This is a genomic window from Streptomyces sp. KM273126 (assembly GCF_004337435.2).
Lineage (GTDB): Bacteria > Actinomycetota > Actinomycetes > Streptomycetales > Streptomycetaceae > Streptomyces > Streptomyces acidicola.
This window is the reverse complement of the sequence record NZ_SJXB02000002.1, coordinates 406,242-420,857: the sequence shown is the minus strand read 5'-3', so window position 1 is coordinate 420,857 and position 14,616 is coordinate 406,242. Positions and strand designations below refer to the sequence as shown.

The 14,616-nt window shown below is 70.8% G+C and carries 15 protein-coding genes and 1 riboswitch; of the genes, 9 read left to right on the top strand and 6 right to left on the bottom strand.

Annotated elements, in window-relative coordinates; all coding sequences use genetic code 11:
- Positions 1–101: 101 nt before the first annotated feature.
- The 3 genes from E0500_RS32460 to E0500_RS32450 form a co-directional block, all read right to left on the bottom strand.
- A complete protein-coding gene (locus tag E0500_RS32460; protein ID WP_131568891.1) occupies positions 102–467 on the bottom strand; it encodes an Rv2175c family DNA-binding protein in 366 nt (121 codons plus the stop codon).
- A 124-nt stretch (positions 468–591) separates the two neighbouring features.
- Positions 592–1,815 (bottom strand): NAD(P)/FAD-dependent oxidoreductase, encoded by a 1,224-nt coding sequence (locus E0500_RS32455; RefSeq protein ID WP_131568893.1) that lies wholly within the window; start codon positions 1,813–1,815, stop codon positions 592–594.
- A 32-nt stretch (positions 1,816–1,847) separates the two neighbouring features.
- Positions 1,848–2,207 (bottom strand): hypothetical protein, encoded by a 360-nt coding sequence (locus E0500_RS32450; protein WP_131568895.1) that lies wholly within the window; start codon positions 2,205–2,207, stop codon positions 1,848–1,850.
- Positions 2,208–2,299: 92 nt separating this feature from the next.
- Positions 2,300–2,411: riboswitch (TPP riboswitch) on the top strand.
- On the opposite strand from E0500_RS32450, the gene thiO reads away from it, so the two are divergent.
- The 6 genes from thiO (at position 2,409) to E0500_RS32420 (ending at position 8,444) form a co-directional block, all read left to right on the top strand.
- Entirely contained in the window at positions 2,409–3,575 is a 1,167-nt protein-coding gene (thiO, locus tag E0500_RS32445; RefSeq protein WP_131568897.1) for a glycine oxidase ThiO, read from the top strand. (Overlaps the previous riboswitch by 3 nt.)
- A gap of 56 nt (positions 3,576–3,631) precedes the next feature.
- Positions 3,632–3,832: a sulfur carrier protein ThiS gene (gene thiS, locus E0500_RS32440; protein ID WP_131568918.1), complete on the top strand. Its 201-nt coding sequence runs from the start codon at positions 3,632–3,634 to the stop codon at positions 3,830–3,832.
- A 3-nt stretch (positions 3,833–3,835) separates the two neighbouring features.
- On the top strand, positions 3,836–4,630 hold the full coding sequence (locus tag E0500_RS32435) for a thiazole synthase (RefSeq protein ID WP_131568899.1): 795 nt from the start codon (positions 3,836–3,838) through the stop codon (positions 4,628–4,630).
- Positions 4,631–4,739: 109 nt separating this feature from the next.
- On the top strand, positions 4,740–6,653 hold the full coding sequence (gene pknB / locus E0500_RS32430; protein ID WP_131568901.1) for a Stk1 family PASTA domain-containing Ser/Thr kinase: 1,914 nt from the start codon (positions 4,740–4,742) through the stop codon (positions 6,651–6,653).
- A 309-nt stretch (positions 6,654–6,962) separates the two neighbouring features.
- Positions 6,963–7,844, top strand: coding sequence for a deoxyribonuclease IV (locus tag E0500_RS32425; RefSeq protein ID WP_131568903.1), 882 nt, complete (start codon positions 6,963–6,965; stop codon positions 7,842–7,844).
- Positions 7,845–7,925: 81 nt separating this feature from the next.
- On the top strand, positions 7,926–8,444 hold the full coding sequence (locus E0500_RS32420; protein ID WP_131568905.1) for a DUF4396 domain-containing protein: 519 nt from the start codon (positions 7,926–7,928) through the stop codon (positions 8,442–8,444).
- 27 nt (positions 8,445–8,471) lie between these two features.
- Here the strand turns inward: E0500_RS32420 and E0500_RS32415 are convergent, their stop codons facing one another.
- Positions 8,472–9,134, bottom strand: a complete 663-nt coding sequence (locus E0500_RS32415; protein WP_131568907.1) for a sulfite oxidase-like oxidoreductase — start codon at positions 9,132–9,134, stop codon at positions 8,472–8,474.
- A 173-nt stretch (positions 9,135–9,307) separates the two neighbouring features.
- Here E0500_RS32415 and bfr point away from each other — a divergent pair, with 173 nt between their 5' ends.
- A complete protein-coding gene (gene bfr / locus E0500_RS32410) occupies positions 9,308–9,787 on the top strand; it encodes a bacterioferritin (RefSeq protein ID WP_131568909.1) in 480 nt (159 codons plus the stop codon).
- A gap of 210 nt (positions 9,788–9,997) precedes the next feature.
- Here bfr and E0500_RS32405 read toward each other — a convergent pair whose 3' ends face one another.
- Together E0500_RS32405 and E0500_RS32400 are read right to left on the bottom strand one after the other, a co-directional pair.
- A complete protein-coding gene (locus tag E0500_RS32405; protein ID WP_131568911.1) occupies positions 9,998–10,240 on the bottom strand; it encodes a bacterioferritin-associated ferredoxin in 243 nt (80 codons plus the stop codon).
- A gap of 172 nt (positions 10,241–10,412) precedes the next feature.
- On the bottom strand, positions 10,413–11,765 hold the full coding sequence (locus E0500_RS32400) for a class II 3-deoxy-7-phosphoheptulonate synthase (protein ID WP_131568912.1): 1,353 nt from the start codon (positions 11,763–11,765) through the stop codon (positions 10,413–10,415).
- Positions 11,766–11,918: 153 nt separating this feature from the next.
- Here E0500_RS32400 and E0500_RS45600 point away from each other — a divergent pair, with 153 nt between their 5' ends.
- Together E0500_RS45600 and E0500_RS32390 are read left to right on the top strand one after the other, a co-directional pair.
- Positions 11,919–12,041: a trp operon leader peptide gene (locus E0500_RS45600; protein WP_131568914.1), complete on the top strand. Its 123-nt coding sequence runs from the start codon at positions 11,919–11,921 to the stop codon at positions 12,039–12,041.
- 126 nt (positions 12,042–12,167) lie between these two features.
- On the top strand, positions 12,168–14,102 hold the full coding sequence (locus tag E0500_RS32390) for an anthranilate synthase family protein (RefSeq protein WP_181587308.1): 1,935 nt from the start codon (positions 12,168–12,170) through the stop codon (positions 14,100–14,102).
- The last annotated feature ends 514 nt before the right edge of the window (positions 14,103–14,616 follow it).

The following is a 14,616-nucleotide window of genomic DNA, read 5'->3' as shown; positions in this document are numbered from 1 at the left end:
CGGCCACGTGTCGGTGGCGTACGGGCCACGGCCGGGCAGGAGCCCAGCCGTGGCCCGTACGCCGGGCGGCGCATGCGGGTTGTGGGTTCGGGCGACGAGCGTCAGACGGCGAGCGCCTGGGCGCGGCGCTTGACCTCCGTGCCGCGATTCTCACTCAGGGCCTGGGCCGGGGTGCCCGGCAGGCTCGGGTCGGGCGTGAAGAGCCACTCCAGCATTTCTTCATCCGTGAAGCCGTCGTCCCTCAGGAGCGTCAGGGTGCCGGACAGGCCCTTGACGACCTTGTCCCCGTCGATGAAGGCGGCGGGGACGTGCAGCGCGCGGTTCTCACCCCGGCGTACGGCGATGAGCTGGCCCTCCTTGACCAGCTGCCGCACGCGGGTCACCTCGACGTCGAGCATCTCGGCGATGTCGGGGAGGTTCAGCCACGCGGGGACGAGAGCATCGATCTTTGCGTCAATCTCGGTCACGTCATCAAGACTGCCATCCCGGACTGACAGTCGGTAGCCGAGCCGCCTCCGGCGCAGGCCGAGAGTGGGCCGACTGGGGGTGGGCGGGACCGCCCGCCCCCGCCTCGGGCTCGTAGCCGATCGGCTACGCCGTCGCGCCCTTCAGCGGGCGCGAGGGGTCCGCCAGCAGCTCCGGGTCCATGGCCGTGCCCGCCTCGATCAGCCGCCGGCCCTGCGCCAGGTCCCTGGGGCGTCCCACCGCGAGGAGGGCGACCAGGCGCCCCTCGCGCAGCCAGCACACGGACCAGGCGGCACCCGTGGGGTCGCCGCGCCACACGGTCGTGTCGGCCGAGGCGTGGTGACCGGCGTACTGGACGAAGCGGCCGAACTGCTCCGACCAGAAGTACGGGACCGGGTCGTACGGCTCCGGGGACTCACCGATGATGTTGGCGGCCACGGTGCGCGGGCCCTGGAGGGCGTTGTCCCAGTGGTGGACGAGGAGGCGTTCGCCGTACCTTCCCGAAGGGAAGGACGCGCAGTCGCCGACGGCGTGGACATCCGGCGCCGAGGTGCGCAGGTGGTCGTCGGCCACGACCTCGCCGTATGTGCCGAGCTCGATGCCCGAGTCCTCCAGCCACGCCGTCGCCGGGCGTGCCCCGATGCCCACGACCACCGCGCCCGCCGGCACGCGCGAGCCGTCGTCCAGGATCACTGTCCCGTCCTCGACGCGCTCCACGCGCGCGTGGGTGCGCAGGGCCGCCCCGCTGTCCGCGTACCAGGCGGTCATCGGCGCGGCCACCTCGGCCGGCAGTGCCCCCGCGAGCGGGCGGTCGGCGGCCTCGACGACCGTCACCGCGCAGCCCGCCTCGCGGGCGGCGGTGGCGAACTCCGCCCCGATCCAGCCGGCTCCCACGACCACGATGTCGTGCTGCCGGGCCAGGACGGGCCGCAGCCGCTCCGCGTCGTCCAGGGTGCGCAGCAGGTGCACGCCTGGCACGCCCTCGGCGCCCGGCAGCCGGATCGGTTCCGCGCCGGTCGCGAGGACGAGGACGTCGTACGGCACCGGGCCCGTCGCCGTGTCGAGTTCGTGGTCCCCGGGGCGCACGCCCAGCACCTCGCGGCCGAGCTGGAGCTCGATACCGAGCGCCTCGAAGTCGACGTCGAAGGCGGATCCCTCGGCCTTGCCGAGCAGGACGGCCTTGGACAGCGGCGGCCTGTCGTAGGGCTGGTGCGGCTCCGCGCCGATCAGCGTGACGGGGCCCGTGAAGCCCTTCTCCCGCAGGACGACCGCGGTCTGCACCCCTGCCATGCCCGCACCCACGACGACGACCCGTCGCCGGGTCCCTCGTGTCTCGGTCTGCTCGCTCACCTGATCACCATAGACACCTGACAAGTTGTCAGTCAGCGGCCGGGGTCCGTGACCTGTTCCACAACGCTCGTTCCGCTGCCCGGCTGCGACTCCCACTCCCAGGTCTCCTCCAGGCGCACACGCCCGTCGGAAAGCTCGGTCACGAGGGACACGCAGTGCCCCGACGACGTCGTGCCGTCCCGCTTCAGCTGCACGTACCGGAAGTCCAGCCGGTCACCGTCCCGCGTACCCACCAGGTGGCCCCGCACGACATCGCCGCCCGCGTACTCGGCCCAGATCTCACCGTCCTGCTCGTGGTACGTGAACCGGGTGCGGGTGCCCACCTGACCTGGAGCCTGGTCCGCGACGGGGGCGAGGACAAGCCCGTCGAGAGATCTGTGCGAGCTGGCCATGAGCGGAGGCTCCCTTACTGAGGAGAACGGCACGGGCTAGGGTGGCCGACGTGCTGCGTTTCCCGGGGACGGCCCCCGGACCCCCAGCACAGAAGAGTACTCGCGGGAGCCCGGACGCACCGGGCTGAGAGGGAGGCTGGCGGCCTCCGACCGTACGAACCTGATCCGGGTCATGCCGGCGAAGGGAGGGGCTGGACGCCCATGTCGCGTACACATACATCAGACGTCCTCGTCGTGGGGGGCGGCATCATCGGGCTCGTGACGGCTTGGCGGGCCGCACAACGCGGGTTCGGCACGGCGGTCGTGGACCCCGAGCCGGGCGGCGGGGCCGCGCGCGTGGCGGCCGGGATGCTCGCCGCCGTGACCGAGCTGCACTACGGCGAGCAGACGCTGCTGGGCCTCAACCTGGCGTCCGCGCGCCGCTACCCGGACTTCGCGGCCGAGCTGACCGAGGTGACGGGCCTGGACCTCGGCTACCGCCGGTGCGGCACGCTCGCGGTCGCGCTCGACGCCGACGACCGCGCCCACCTGCGTGAACTGCACGCGCTGCAACGGCAGTCGGGCCTTGAGTCGGAGTGGCTGAGCGGACGGGAATGCCGCCGGCTTGAGCCGATGCTCGCGCCGGGCGTACGCGGCGGACTGCGCGTCGACGGCGATCACCAGATCGACCCGAGGCGGCTCGCCAGGGCACTCGTCACGGCCTGTGAGCGCGCCGGGGTGGTCTTCCACCGGATGTGGGCCGAGAGGCTGTCAGTCGTCCGGGAGCGGGCTGCCGGGATCAGGACCGCCGACGGCACCGAACTCGCCGCGGAGCGGGTCGTCCTCGCCGCGGGCAGCCTGAGCGGACGGCTGGCGGGCGTCCCCGACGAGGCCCTGCCGCCCGTACGGCCCGTGAAGGGGCAGGTGCTGCGGCTGACCGTGCCGAAGCGGTACGCGCCCTTCCTGAACCGGACCGTGCGCGCCGTGGTCCGCGGCAGCCACGTCTACCTGGTGCCCCGCGAGAACGGTGAGCTGGTCGTGGGTGCGACCAGCGAGGAACTCGGCTGGGACACCACGGTCACCGCGGGCGGGGTGTACGAACTGCTCCGCGACGCCCACGAGCTGGTCCCCGGGATCACCGAACTGCCGCTCACGGAGACGCGCGCGGGACTGCGCCCCGGCTCCCCCGACAACGCGCCCCTGCTCGGCCCGACCGAGTGCGAGGGGCTGCTCCTGGCGACCGGCCACTACCGCAACGGCGTGCTCCTCACCCCCGTCACCGGTGACGTCATGGCGCATGTGCTCACCACGAGCGAACTCCCCGAGGAGGCGCGCGACTTCACGCCCAGGCGCTTCTGTGCCGCCGCGGTCGAGGAGCAGCCGGCATGAACGACTTCGATTTCGGCTCCGGCTCCGGCTCCGGCGACTCGACCGACGTGACCGACGTGAACGTCTTCGTCAACGGAGAGCGGCGGCGGATCGCCGCGGGCACCGCTCTCGACGCGCTCGTGAGAACCCTCACCGCGGCCCCGTCGGGCGTCGCCGCCGCGCTGAACGAAACCGTCGTCCCGCGCGCGCAGTGGCCGTCCACTCCGCTCTCCGAGGGGGACCGCGTCGAAGTCCTCACCGCCGTCCAAGGAGGCTGACCCATGGCCGACGACCCCTTCGTCCTCGGCGGTACGACGTACTCGTCCCGCCTCATCATGGGCACGGGCGGCGCGCCCAGCCTCGACGTCCTGGAGCGCGCGCTCGTGGCGTCCGGCACGGAGCTGACGACGGTCGCGATGCGCCGTGTGAGCCCCGAGGCGCACGGCTCGGTGCTGTCCGTGCTGCACAAGCTGGGCATCCGCGTCCTGCCCAACACCGCGGGCTGTTTCACCGCGGGCGAGGCCGTGCTGACCGCCCGGCTCGCGCGCGAGGCGCTCGGCACCGACCTGGTGAAGCTGGAGGTCATCGCCGACGAGCGCACCCTGCTGCCCGACCCGATCGAGCTGCTGGACGCCGCCGAGATCCTGGTCGACGACGGTTTCACGGTGCTGCCGTACACCAACGACGATCCCGTGCTGGCGCGGAAGCTCCAGGACGTGGGCTGTGCCGCGATCATGCCGCTGGGCTCGCCGATCGGCTCCGGGCTCGGCATCCGCAATCCGCACAACTTCCAGCTGATCGTGGAGCACGCGCGCGTGCCGGTGATTCTGGACGCGGGAGCGGGCACGGCGTCCGACGCCGCACTCGCCATGGAACTGGGGTGCGCGGGTGTGATGCTCGCCTCAGCCGTGACCCGGGCCCAGGAACCGGTGCTCATGGCCCAGGGGATGCGGCACGCGGTGGAGGCCGGCCGGCTGGCGTACCGGGCGGGACGCATTCCGCGGCGCCATTTCGCGGAGGCGTCGTCGCCGGCGGAGGGGCGCGCACGGCTCGACCCCGAGCGCCCTGCGTTCTGATGTCCAGCGCCTCCGCTGCCGCCGCACAACAGTCACAGGTCTGCTGCATTCCGTCCCCCGGGACACGGGACCGACAGCGCTGACAGTGGCGGCCCCTAGACTCACCTGCGTGGACACGACCCTTCAGGACCCGCTTGTCGGCCAGTTGCTCGACGGCCGCTATCGGATCGACGCGCGGATCGCGGTCGGCGGGATGGCCACGGTCTACCGGGCCATGGACATCCGCCTCGACCGTGTGCTCGCGCTCAAGGTGATGCATCCGACACTGGCCGCCGACGGCACGTTCGTGGAGCGCTTCATCCGCGAGGCCAAGTCCGTGGCGCGGCTCTCCCACCCGAACGTGGTGGGTGTCTTCGACCAGGGGACCGACGGGTCGTACGTCTACCTCGCGATGGAGTACGTCGCCGGGTGCACCCTGCGTGACGTGCTGCGCGAGCGCGGTGCCCTGCAGCCGCGGGCCGCGCTCGACATCCTGGAGCCGGTGCTCGCCGCGCTGGGTGCCGCGCACCGGGCCGGGTTCGTGCACCGCGACATGAAGCCGGAGAACGTCCTGATAGGGGACGACGGCCGGGTCAAGGTGGCGGACTTCGGTCTCGTACGGGCCGTGGACACGGTGACGAGCACCACGGGCCAGGTCCTCGGCACGGTCTCCTACCTCGCCCCGGAGCAGTTGGAGCACGGCACGGCGGACACCCGCGTCGACGTGTACGCGTGCGGGGTCGTCCTCTACGAGATGCTGACCGGCGGCAAGCCGCACGCCGGGGACTCCCCCGCGCGGGTGCTCTACCAGGCGCTGAACGCGGATGTGCCGCCGCCGTCGGCCGCGGTGCCCGGACTGCCGTACGAGCTGGACGAGTTGGTGGCCTCCGCGACCGCCCGCAAGCCCGAGTTGCGCCCGCACGACGCGGTGGCGCTGCTCGCGCAGACCCGGGACGCGCGGGCCACGCTGAGCGCCGAGCAGCTGGACGCGGTGCCGCCGCAGGCGATCGCCGGGGACCATCACAACGGCGAGGACCGGACGAGTGTCATCCCGCGCTCACTGTCCGTGCCCCGGCCGTTGCCGGTCAACGACGACGAGATGAACCGGACGAGCCGGTTCGAGGGTCCTCCGGCCGCGCCCCGGCGGCGTACCGCCACGGCTGTCCGGCGCGGGCCGCTGGCGATCGTCGCGGCCGTCCTGCTCGTGCTCGGTGTCGGCGCGGGTATCTGGTACATCAACTCGGGCCAGTTCACCAAGGTCCCGGCGGTGCTGACGCAGCCCGAGGCGGAGGCGAAGCAGCGGATCGAGGCCGCGGGGCTCGGGGTGAAGACCGAGCGCGCGTTCAGCGACACCGTCAAGCGCGGCCTGGTGATCAGCACCGATCCGGGGCCGAGCGCCCGGATACGGAGCAACGACAAGGTGACACTGACCATCTCCAGGGGCCCCGAGATGGTGACGGTGCCGGACATGAAGGGCCTCCCGCTGAGCGAGGCGAAGTCCCGGCTGCAGAAGCAGGGCCTCGAACCGGGCCTGGTCACACGGGCGTTCAGCGAGGAGGTCCCCAGCGGCGATGTCCTCAGCACGGCCCCGGAGGCCGGCACGGAGCGCCGCTCCGGCTCGGTCATCGCGCTGACCGTCAGCAAGGGCGCGCCGGTGGAGGTGCCGGACGTCACGGGTGAGTCGGTCGAGGACGCGAGGGCGGAGCTGGAGGACGCCGGCCTGAAGGTGAAGATCGCCGAGGAGCGGATCAGTTCCGAGTTCGAGCGGGGCGAGGTCGCCCAGCAGTCGCCGGGCGAGGGCCAGGAGGCCGCCCAGGGCGACACGATCACCCTGACGATCTCCAAGGGCCCCGAGATGGTCGAGGTCCCGGACGTGGTGGGCAACCGGGTGGACGAGGCCAGGCAGAAGCTCGAAGCCGCCGGCTTCCAGGTCGACGAGTCCCGGGGCCTGATCGGACTGTTCGGCGACGAGGTCAAGAAGCAGTCGGTCAAGGGCGGGAAGACGGCCCCCAAGGGCTCCACGATCACGATCGAAATCCGCTGACGAGTCCCTCCGGGGGTCGGGCCGGGGCGTGGAGGAACACTCGACGGGAACCCCGGCCCGACGGCCGGGAACGTCGAGGCGCACCCGAACCCTTGCCGCCGCCTCCGGCCGGGGGACCGGAAGACATGGAGGGACACTCGGCCGGAACGCCGGCCGCACGGCCGGGAACGCCGAGAGCTGCACCCATCACAGTCCCGAACCCAAGAGACCCGTCATCAGCTCGGCGACGGCGCCCAGGCCTGCATCCTGCGGGTCCCAGCCCTCGGATCCCCCGGCGGTCGCCCAAAGCCGCCGTGACACCCTGAGTGGGTGACCAGCAAGTACCTTCGCAATCCCGTTGGCAGCCATGTCCCCGTGGCCGGTGGGCTGCACTCCGTGGGGCTCTCCTACGCTCACGATCTCAGGGCCGAGACCGTGCAGGTGTTCGTGGCGAATCCGCGCGGGTGGGCGACGCCGCAGGGCAATCCGAGGCAGGACGAGGCGTTCCGCGAGACGTGCACCGCCGAGTCGATCCCCGTTTACGTCCACGCGCCCTACCTGATCAACTTCGGTTCGCACACCGAGGCCACGGTCGAGAAGTCGGTGGAGTCGCTGCGCCACTCGTTGCGCAGGGGCCGGGAGATCGGCGCTCTGGGTGTGGTCGTCCACACCGGGAGCGCGACCGGTGGCCGGGAGCGCTCCATCGCCCTCCAGCAGGTGCGCGAGCACATGCTGCCGCTGCTCGACGAACTGACCCACGACGACGACCCCCACCTCCTGCTGGAGTCCACCGCGGGGCAGGGCGCCTCACTCTGCTCGCGCACCTGGGACTTCGCGCCGTACTTCGAGGCCCTCGACTCCCACCCGAAGCTGGGCGTCTGCCTCGACACCTGCCACGTCTTCGCCGCGGGCCACGACCTGACCGGGCCCACCGGCATGCACCAGACCCTCGACCTGCTGGTGGACACCGTCGGGGAGGGCCGGCTCAAGCTGATCCACGCCAATGACTCGAAGGACGTCGTCGGCGCCCACAAGGACCGCCACGAGAACATCGGCTCCGGCCACATCGGCGAAGACCCGTTCCGTGCGCTCATGACCCATCCCGCCACCGAGGGCGTCCCCCTGATCATCGAGACGCCCGGCGGCAAGGTGGGCCACGCGACGGACGTGGAACGGCTCAAGAAGCTGAGGGAGAGCTGGCCAAAGGGATAGCCGGCGTATTGAGGAATACCCTAGGGGGGTATACGGTTCCTGTGCTGCGACAGGAACCGTCACCCGGCACTGGGGGCCACCATGGAGCACGGCACGCACGCGCGCGACACCCACGCACAGCACACCCACGAGGATCACGCACACGAGGGCCACGCTTCCGGCCCCACCACCTGGGGCACCGCCGCCAAGGCCACCCTCCACTGCCTCACCGGCTGTGCCATCGGCGAGATCCTCGGCATGGTGATCGGCACGGCGCTGGCCTGGCACAACGTACCGACGATGATCCTCGCGATCGTTCTGGCCTTCATCTTCGGCTACTCGCTGACGCTGTACGCCGTCACGAAGGCGGGCCTGCCCCTGAGGGCCGCGATCGGCGTCGCGCTCGCCGCGGACACGGTGTCGATCGCCGTGATGGAGCTGGTCGACAACGGAGTGATCCTGCTGGTCCCGGGCGCGATGGACGCCCACCTCATGGACGCCCTCTTCTGGTGGGCGCTCGCCCTTGCCTTCGCGATCGCGTTCCTGGCGACCACACCGGTCAACAAGTGGATGATCGGCCGCGGCAAGGGCCACGCGGTGGTGCACCAGTACCACCACTGACGCGCGGCGACGCGCACGGAGCCGGGATCAGAGCTCGGGGCCGTCCCCGGGCTCTTCCTGGTACGAGTAGCGCTGCTCCCGCCAGGGATCGCCGATGTTGTGGTACCCGCGCTCCTCCCAGAAGCCGCGCCGGTCGGCGGTCATGTACTCCACACCACGGACCCACTTGGGCCCTTTCCAGGCGTAAAGATGGGGCACCACGAGCCGCAGCGGAAAGCCGTGTTCCGCGGTGAGCAGCTCGCCGTCCTTGTGGGTGGCGAAGATCGTACGCTCGGAGGCGAAGTCCGCGAGCCGCAGATTCGAGCTGTAGCCGTACTCGGCCCACACCATGACGTGGGTGACGCCGGGCGCGGGCGGGGCGATCTCCAGGATCGTACGGGCCGGGATGCCGCCCCATTCGGCGCCCAGCATGCTGTACTTCGTGACGCAGTGCAGATCGGCCACGACCGTGGCGTACGGCAGGGCCGTGAACTCCTCGTGCGTCCAGCAGTACTTCTCACCGTCGGCCGTGGCACCGAAGACCCGGAACTCCCAGCGCTCGGAGCGGAACTTGGGGACGGGTCCGTAGTGCGTGACCGGCCAGCCGCGCTGGAGCCGCTGCCCCGGCGGAAGCTGCGGCTGCTCCGCGCCCCCCGATGCGCGCTCCCCAGACGAGCGATCTCCAGATTCACGCTCCACCGGCTGACCCATGCCTCCATCCTGGCAGACCCCTGACGATGGAGATGACCCACCCCACCCCGAGCCGGACAAAACGCACTAAGCGTGCCCTTACTTACTAAGCGTGCACTTACTGGACGGCCCTCGACGGCGGTGGGATCATGCGGCGCAACCTGCCAGTCCCCCGCTTGGAAGGAGCCTCTGCGATGCAGGGCGACCCCGAGGTCATCGAATTCCTCAACGAACAGCTGACCGCCGAGCTCACCGCGATCAACCAGTACTTCCTGCACGCGAAGATGCAGGAGAACTTCGGCTGGACCAAGCTCGCGAAGTACACGCGGGCCGAGTCGTTCGACGAGATGAAGCACGCGGAGGTGCTCACCGACCGCATCCTCTTCCTGGAGGGCCTGCCGAACTACCAGCGGCTGTTCCATGTGCGGGTCGGGCAGACGGTGACCGAGATGTTCCAGGCCGACCGGCAGATCGAGGTCGAGGCGATCGACCGCCTCAAGCGCGGCATCGAGGTGATGCGCAACAAGCGTGACATCACATCCGCGAACATCTTCGAGTCGATCCTCGCCGACGAGGAGCACCACATCGACTACCTCGACACCCAGCTGGAGCTGGTGGACAAGCTCGGCGAGGCACTCTACATCGCCCAGGTGATCGAGCAGCCCGACAGCTAGGGCCTGTCGTCAAATTCCCGTCGTCGCCCGAAGTGCGGCCCCGCGGCGTCCGGTGCGTGCTCTCGGCGTGCCGGGCGGAAGACCCCGTTGATGGACCGGACGTACGTGGGCTTTCGCCCGGTGCGGCGAGTGGGGGTACCTCCCACGCCCTTAAGGCAGTGGGGAAGCGTGCCAGGCGTCGCGGCGCAGACGGGAATGTGACGACAGGCCCTAGGCGGCTTCCTCAAGCCCTTCGAGGTCCGACAGCACCGGCCGGCCCCCATCGACCAGCTCCCGGCGCGGGCACGCGCCCCGGCCGAGGATCGCCTGTATCCGGCGTACGCACGAACCGCAGTCGGTGCCCGCCTTGCAGGCGGACGCTATCTGGCGGGGGGTGCAGGCACCGCTCTCCGCGTGCTGCTTGACCTGCTGCTCGGTGACCCCGAAGCAACTGCAGACGTACACGCGGTTCACCTCCCGCCGGGATTGATGACTGTCGCCGCCCCGCTTAATCGGTGAGGCTAACCTAACCTTAACCGCGCCATCAGGGCCACGAAAGTGGAAGTGGGCGCGGATCGTATGTGATCCGCGCCCCACTGCCCGCGCCTGTACCACGCGGACTCCGTACTGGTCCGCTACCGGCCCCCTACTGGTCCCGGTACATCTCGGCGACGAGGAACGCCAGGTCGAGCGACTGGCTGCGGTTGAGCCGGGGGTCGCAGGCCGTCTCGTAGCGCTGGTGCAGGTCGTCGACGAAGATCTCGTCGCCGCCGCCCACGCACTCGGTGACGTCGTCACCGGTCAGCTCCACGTGGATGCCGCCGGGGTGGGTGCCGAGGCCCTTGTGGACCTCGAAGAAGCCCTTGACCTCGTCGAGCACGTCGTCGAAGCGGCGGGTCTTGTGGCCGGAGGCCGCCTCGAAGGTGTTGCCGTGCATCGGGTCGGTGACCCACACCACCACCGCGCCGGACGCCGTGACCTTCTCGACCAGCTCGGGCAGCTTGTCGCGGATCTTGTCCGCGCCCATGCGGACGACGAAGGTCAGCCGGCCCGGCTCGCGCTCGGGGTCGAGACGCTCGATGTACCGCAGCGCCTCCTCGGCCGTCGTCGTGGGGCCGAGCTTGATCCCGATCGGGTTGCGGATCTTCGACGCGAACTCGATGTGGGCGCCGTCCAGCTGCCGGGTGCGCTCACCGATCCACACCATGTGCCCGGAGACGTCGTACAGCTGACCGGTGCGTGAGTCGATGCGGGTCAGGGCGGACTCGTAGTCGAGCAGCAGCGCCTCGTGCGAGGAGTAGAACTCGACGGTCTTGAACTCCTCCGGGTCGGCCCCGCAGGCGTGCATGAAGTTCAGCGCGTTGTCGATCTCGCGCGCCAGCTGCTCGTAGCGCTGCCCGGAGGGGGACGACTTCACGAAGTCCTGGTTCCAGGCGTGCACCTGGCGCAGGTCGGCGTAGCCGCCGGTGGTGAAGGCGCGCACCAGGTTGAGCGTCGACGCGGACGCGTGGTACATCCGCTTCAGACGCTCGGGGTCCGGAACGCGGGCCGCCTCGGTGAAGTCGAAGCCGTTGACGGAGTCGCCCCGGTAGGTCGGAAGCGTCACGCCGTCGCGGGTCTCGGTCGGCTTGGAGCGCGGCTTGGAGTACTGCCCCGCGATCCGGCCGACCTTCACGACCGGCACGGAGGCCGCGTACGTGAGCACGGCGCCCATCTGGAGCAGCGTCTTGAGCTTGTTGCGGATCTGGTCGGCGGACACCGCGTCGAAGGCCTCGGCGCAGTCGCCGCCCTGGAGCAGGAACGCCTCTCCCCTGGCGACGGCTCCCATCCGGGCGCGCAGCTGATCGCACTCGCCCGCGAAGACGAGCGGCGGATACGACTCCAGCTCCGCAACGACTGCGCGCAGAGCCTCGGTGTCGGGGTACTCGGGCTGCTGCGCCGCGGGCAGGTCTCGCCAGGTGTTGCCAGCGCTCGCGCTGGACTTAGCGTTCACGGTCACGCCACAAGATTACGGGGTCGTCTCATGGCCACCGGCTCATGCCCATCAAGTGAGACGACGGTTACGCTCTGCGGGCATGGAACGTGGCCCGTCGGCGGTGGGCCGATCCGGCCCGGATCTCGCCGAACGGTGCCTTAAGGATCCGCGATAGCCATGGGCACATCAAAGCGCTGCGGCGGCGGCTCGGCCACACCTGTGAATGTGGTGTACGGTGCGGGCATGTTCGCGCTTTCGACCCAGAACTGGTGGTGGACCGCTCATCCGGCGGCCCACTGACTGCGCGTACGCAAGACTTCGCGAAGGCCGCCCGAGGGGCGGCCTTCGGCGTTTCCGGGGCCGTTCCTCACCGACATCGATACCGATAGCGACATCGACATCGACAGAGGACGAACGAGAGAACCCATGGACCTGGCACAGCTCCTGCACGACGACCGCCCCTTCGCCCTGCTCCGCCGCCGCTCCCCCGGCCACGACGAGAACACCGTGGAGGTGCTGCTCGGCCCGGTCTCCACGTACGACGACCTCGCCGACCTCCCCGACGAGGGCCTCGCCCTGGTGCCCTTCCGCCAGATCCGCGAGCGCGGCTTCGACGTACGGGACGACGGGACACCACTGGCGGTGCTCACGCCCGAGGAAACGCACACGCTGACGCTGGAGGACGCGCTGGCCCAACTCCCCGCCCACGACGTCGGCGTCCGCGCCGGCGGATTCGACGTCGACGACGAGGAGTACGCGGAGATCGTCGGGCGGGTGCTGCGCGAGGAGATCGGGCGGGGCGAGGGCGCGAACTTCGTGATCCGGCGGACGTACGAGGGCGAGATCCCGGGATTCGGGCGGGCCGACGCCCTGGCGCTCTTCCGGCGGCTGCTGGAGGGCGAGCGGGGGGCGTACTGGACGTTCGTGGTGCACACCGGAGATCAAAAAGGGCCCGAAGGGCCTTCCTTGGAAGGCCGGGGGTGGGAGACGGGTGGGCGGACGCTGGTGGGGGCGAGCCCGGAAGTGCACGTGCGTATGTCCGGCGGGACCGTCGTCATGAACCCGATCAGCGGGACGTACCGCTACCCCGCCGAGGGCCCGACCCCCGAGCACCTGCTGGACTTCCTCGCCGACGGCAAGGAGATCGAGGAGCTGTCGATGGTCGTCGACGAGGAGCTCAAGATGATGTGCACCGTCGGCGACATGGGCGGGGTCGTGGTCGGTCCGCGGCTGAAGGAGATGACCCATCTCGCGCACACGGAGTACGAGTTGCGGGGACGGTCGTCGCTGGACGTACGGGACGTGCTGCGGGAGACCATGTTCGCGGCGACCGTCACGGGGTCGCCCGTGCAGAACGCGTGCCGGGTGATCGAACGGCATGAGGTGGGCGGGCGCGGGTACTACGCGGGGGCGCTGGCGCTGCTCGGCCGGGATGCGGGCGGGACCCAGACCCTCGACTCGCCCATCCTCATCCGGACCGCCGACATCGACGCGGAGGGGCGCTTGAAGGTGCCCGTGGGGGCCACGCTCGTCCGGGGCTCGGATCCCGTGAGCGAGGTCGCCGAGACGCACGCGAAGGCGGCGGGTGTGCTGGCCGCGCTGGGCGTACGGCCCGGCCGGCCCCGGGAGGAGCGGGTGCGGCCGCGTCTGTCGGACGATCCCCGGGTGCGCGCGGCGCTCGACGGGCGGCGGGCCTCACTGGCCCCGTTCTGGCTGCGGATGCAGGAACGGTCCGACGTTCTTGAGGGCCACGCTCTTGTCGTCGACGGTGAGGACACCTTCACCGCAATGCTCGGGCACGTGCTGCGTTCGTCCGGGCTGGAGGTGACGGTACGGCGGTACGACGAGCCGGGGTTGCGGGAGGCCGTGCTCGCGCACGAGGGGCCGGTCGTGCTGGGGCCCGGTCCGGGGGATCCCTCCGACATGGGGGACCCCAAGATGCGGTTCCTGCGGGGGCTGGCGGCCGATGTCCTGCGGGGGCACCGGCACGGGGTCCTCGGTGTCTGCCTCGGTCATGAGCTGATCGCGGCCGAGTTGGGGCTGGAGATGGTGCGGAAGCGCGTCCCGTACCAGGGTGCCCAGACGGAGATCGATCTGTTCGGGCAGGCGGAGACGGTGGGCTTCTACAACAGCTTCGTGGCGTACTGCGACGACGAGACGGCCGAGGAGTTGAGGGCCCATGCGGTCGAGGTGAGCCGGGCCGCGAACGGTGAGGTGCACGCTCTGCGGGGGCCCGGGTTCGCGGGTGTTCAGTTCCACCCCGAGTCGGTGCTGACGCTGAACGGGGCTGTGGTGGTGCGGGAGTTGATCGGGGGTGCTGCGGGGGCGGCGGGGGTGGGGGTGGTGCGGCCGCGTTTGTAGCCGGGGGGTGATTCGCCCCCGCCGCCCCTACCCGTCCCATCCCCAGGGGCTCCGCCCCTTCGACCCCGACCAGGGGGCTGCGCCCCCTGGAACCCCGCCCGAGGGGGCTCCGCCCCCGTGTCCCCGGCCTTCGGGGCGTTGCCCCGCCCCCGTCCGACTTCGGGGCTCCGCCCCGGACCCTGTTTCGGGGGCCAGCCCCGGACCCCGCTCCTCAAACGCCGGAGGGGCTGGAATGTGCCGGCCGGGGCTCGAACCATCCGGCTGACGCCGAGACCCTCCGGCTGAGGCTGGGAACTTCCCGCTGAGATTGGGAACTTCCTTGCTGAGGCTGGGAACTTCCCGCTGGGGCTGGGTTCCGGCTGGGGCTGGGAACTTCCGGCTGGGGGTTTCCATCTGAGGCCAGGCACCCCAGCCGAGGCCAGGCACCCCCAGCCCGTCCGGCGATTGAGGACGAGGCCGTTCAGGCCGACCAGCGGGGGCCTGGGGCGGCAGCCCCAGTGGAAGGGACGGGAAC

Bases quoted from the DNA above. Each gene is read 5' to 3' on its own strand.
- bfr (WP_131568909.1), top strand. From the start codon at position 9,308: ATGCAGGGCGACCCCGAGGTCATCGAATTCCTCAACGAACAGCTGACC.
- thiO (WP_131568897.1), top strand. From the start codon at position 2,409: ATGTCGCGTACACATACATCAGACGTCCTCGTCGTGGGGGGCGGCATC.
- E0500_RS45600 (WP_131568914.1), top strand. From the start codon at position 11,919: ATGGGCACATCAAAGCGCTGCGGCGGCGGCTCGGCCACACCTGTGAAT.
- E0500_RS32420 (WP_131568905.1), top strand. From the start codon at position 7,926: ATGGAGCACGGCACGCACGCGCGCGACACCCACGCACAGCACACCCAC.
- E0500_RS32450 (WP_131568895.1), bottom strand. From the start codon at position 2,207: ATGGCCAGCTCGCACAGATCTCTCGACGGGCTTGTCCTCGCCCCCGTC.
- E0500_RS32435 (WP_131568899.1), top strand. From the start codon at position 3,836: ATGGCCGACGACCCCTTCGTCCTCGGCGGTACGACGTACTCGTCCCGC.
- E0500_RS32415 (WP_131568907.1), bottom strand. From the start codon at position 9,134: ATGGGTCAGCCGGTGGAGCGTGAATCTGGAGATCGCTCGTCTGGGGAG.
- E0500_RS32390 (WP_181587308.1), top strand. From the start codon at position 12,168: ATGGACCTGGCACAGCTCCTGCACGACGACCGCCCCTTCGCCCTGCTC.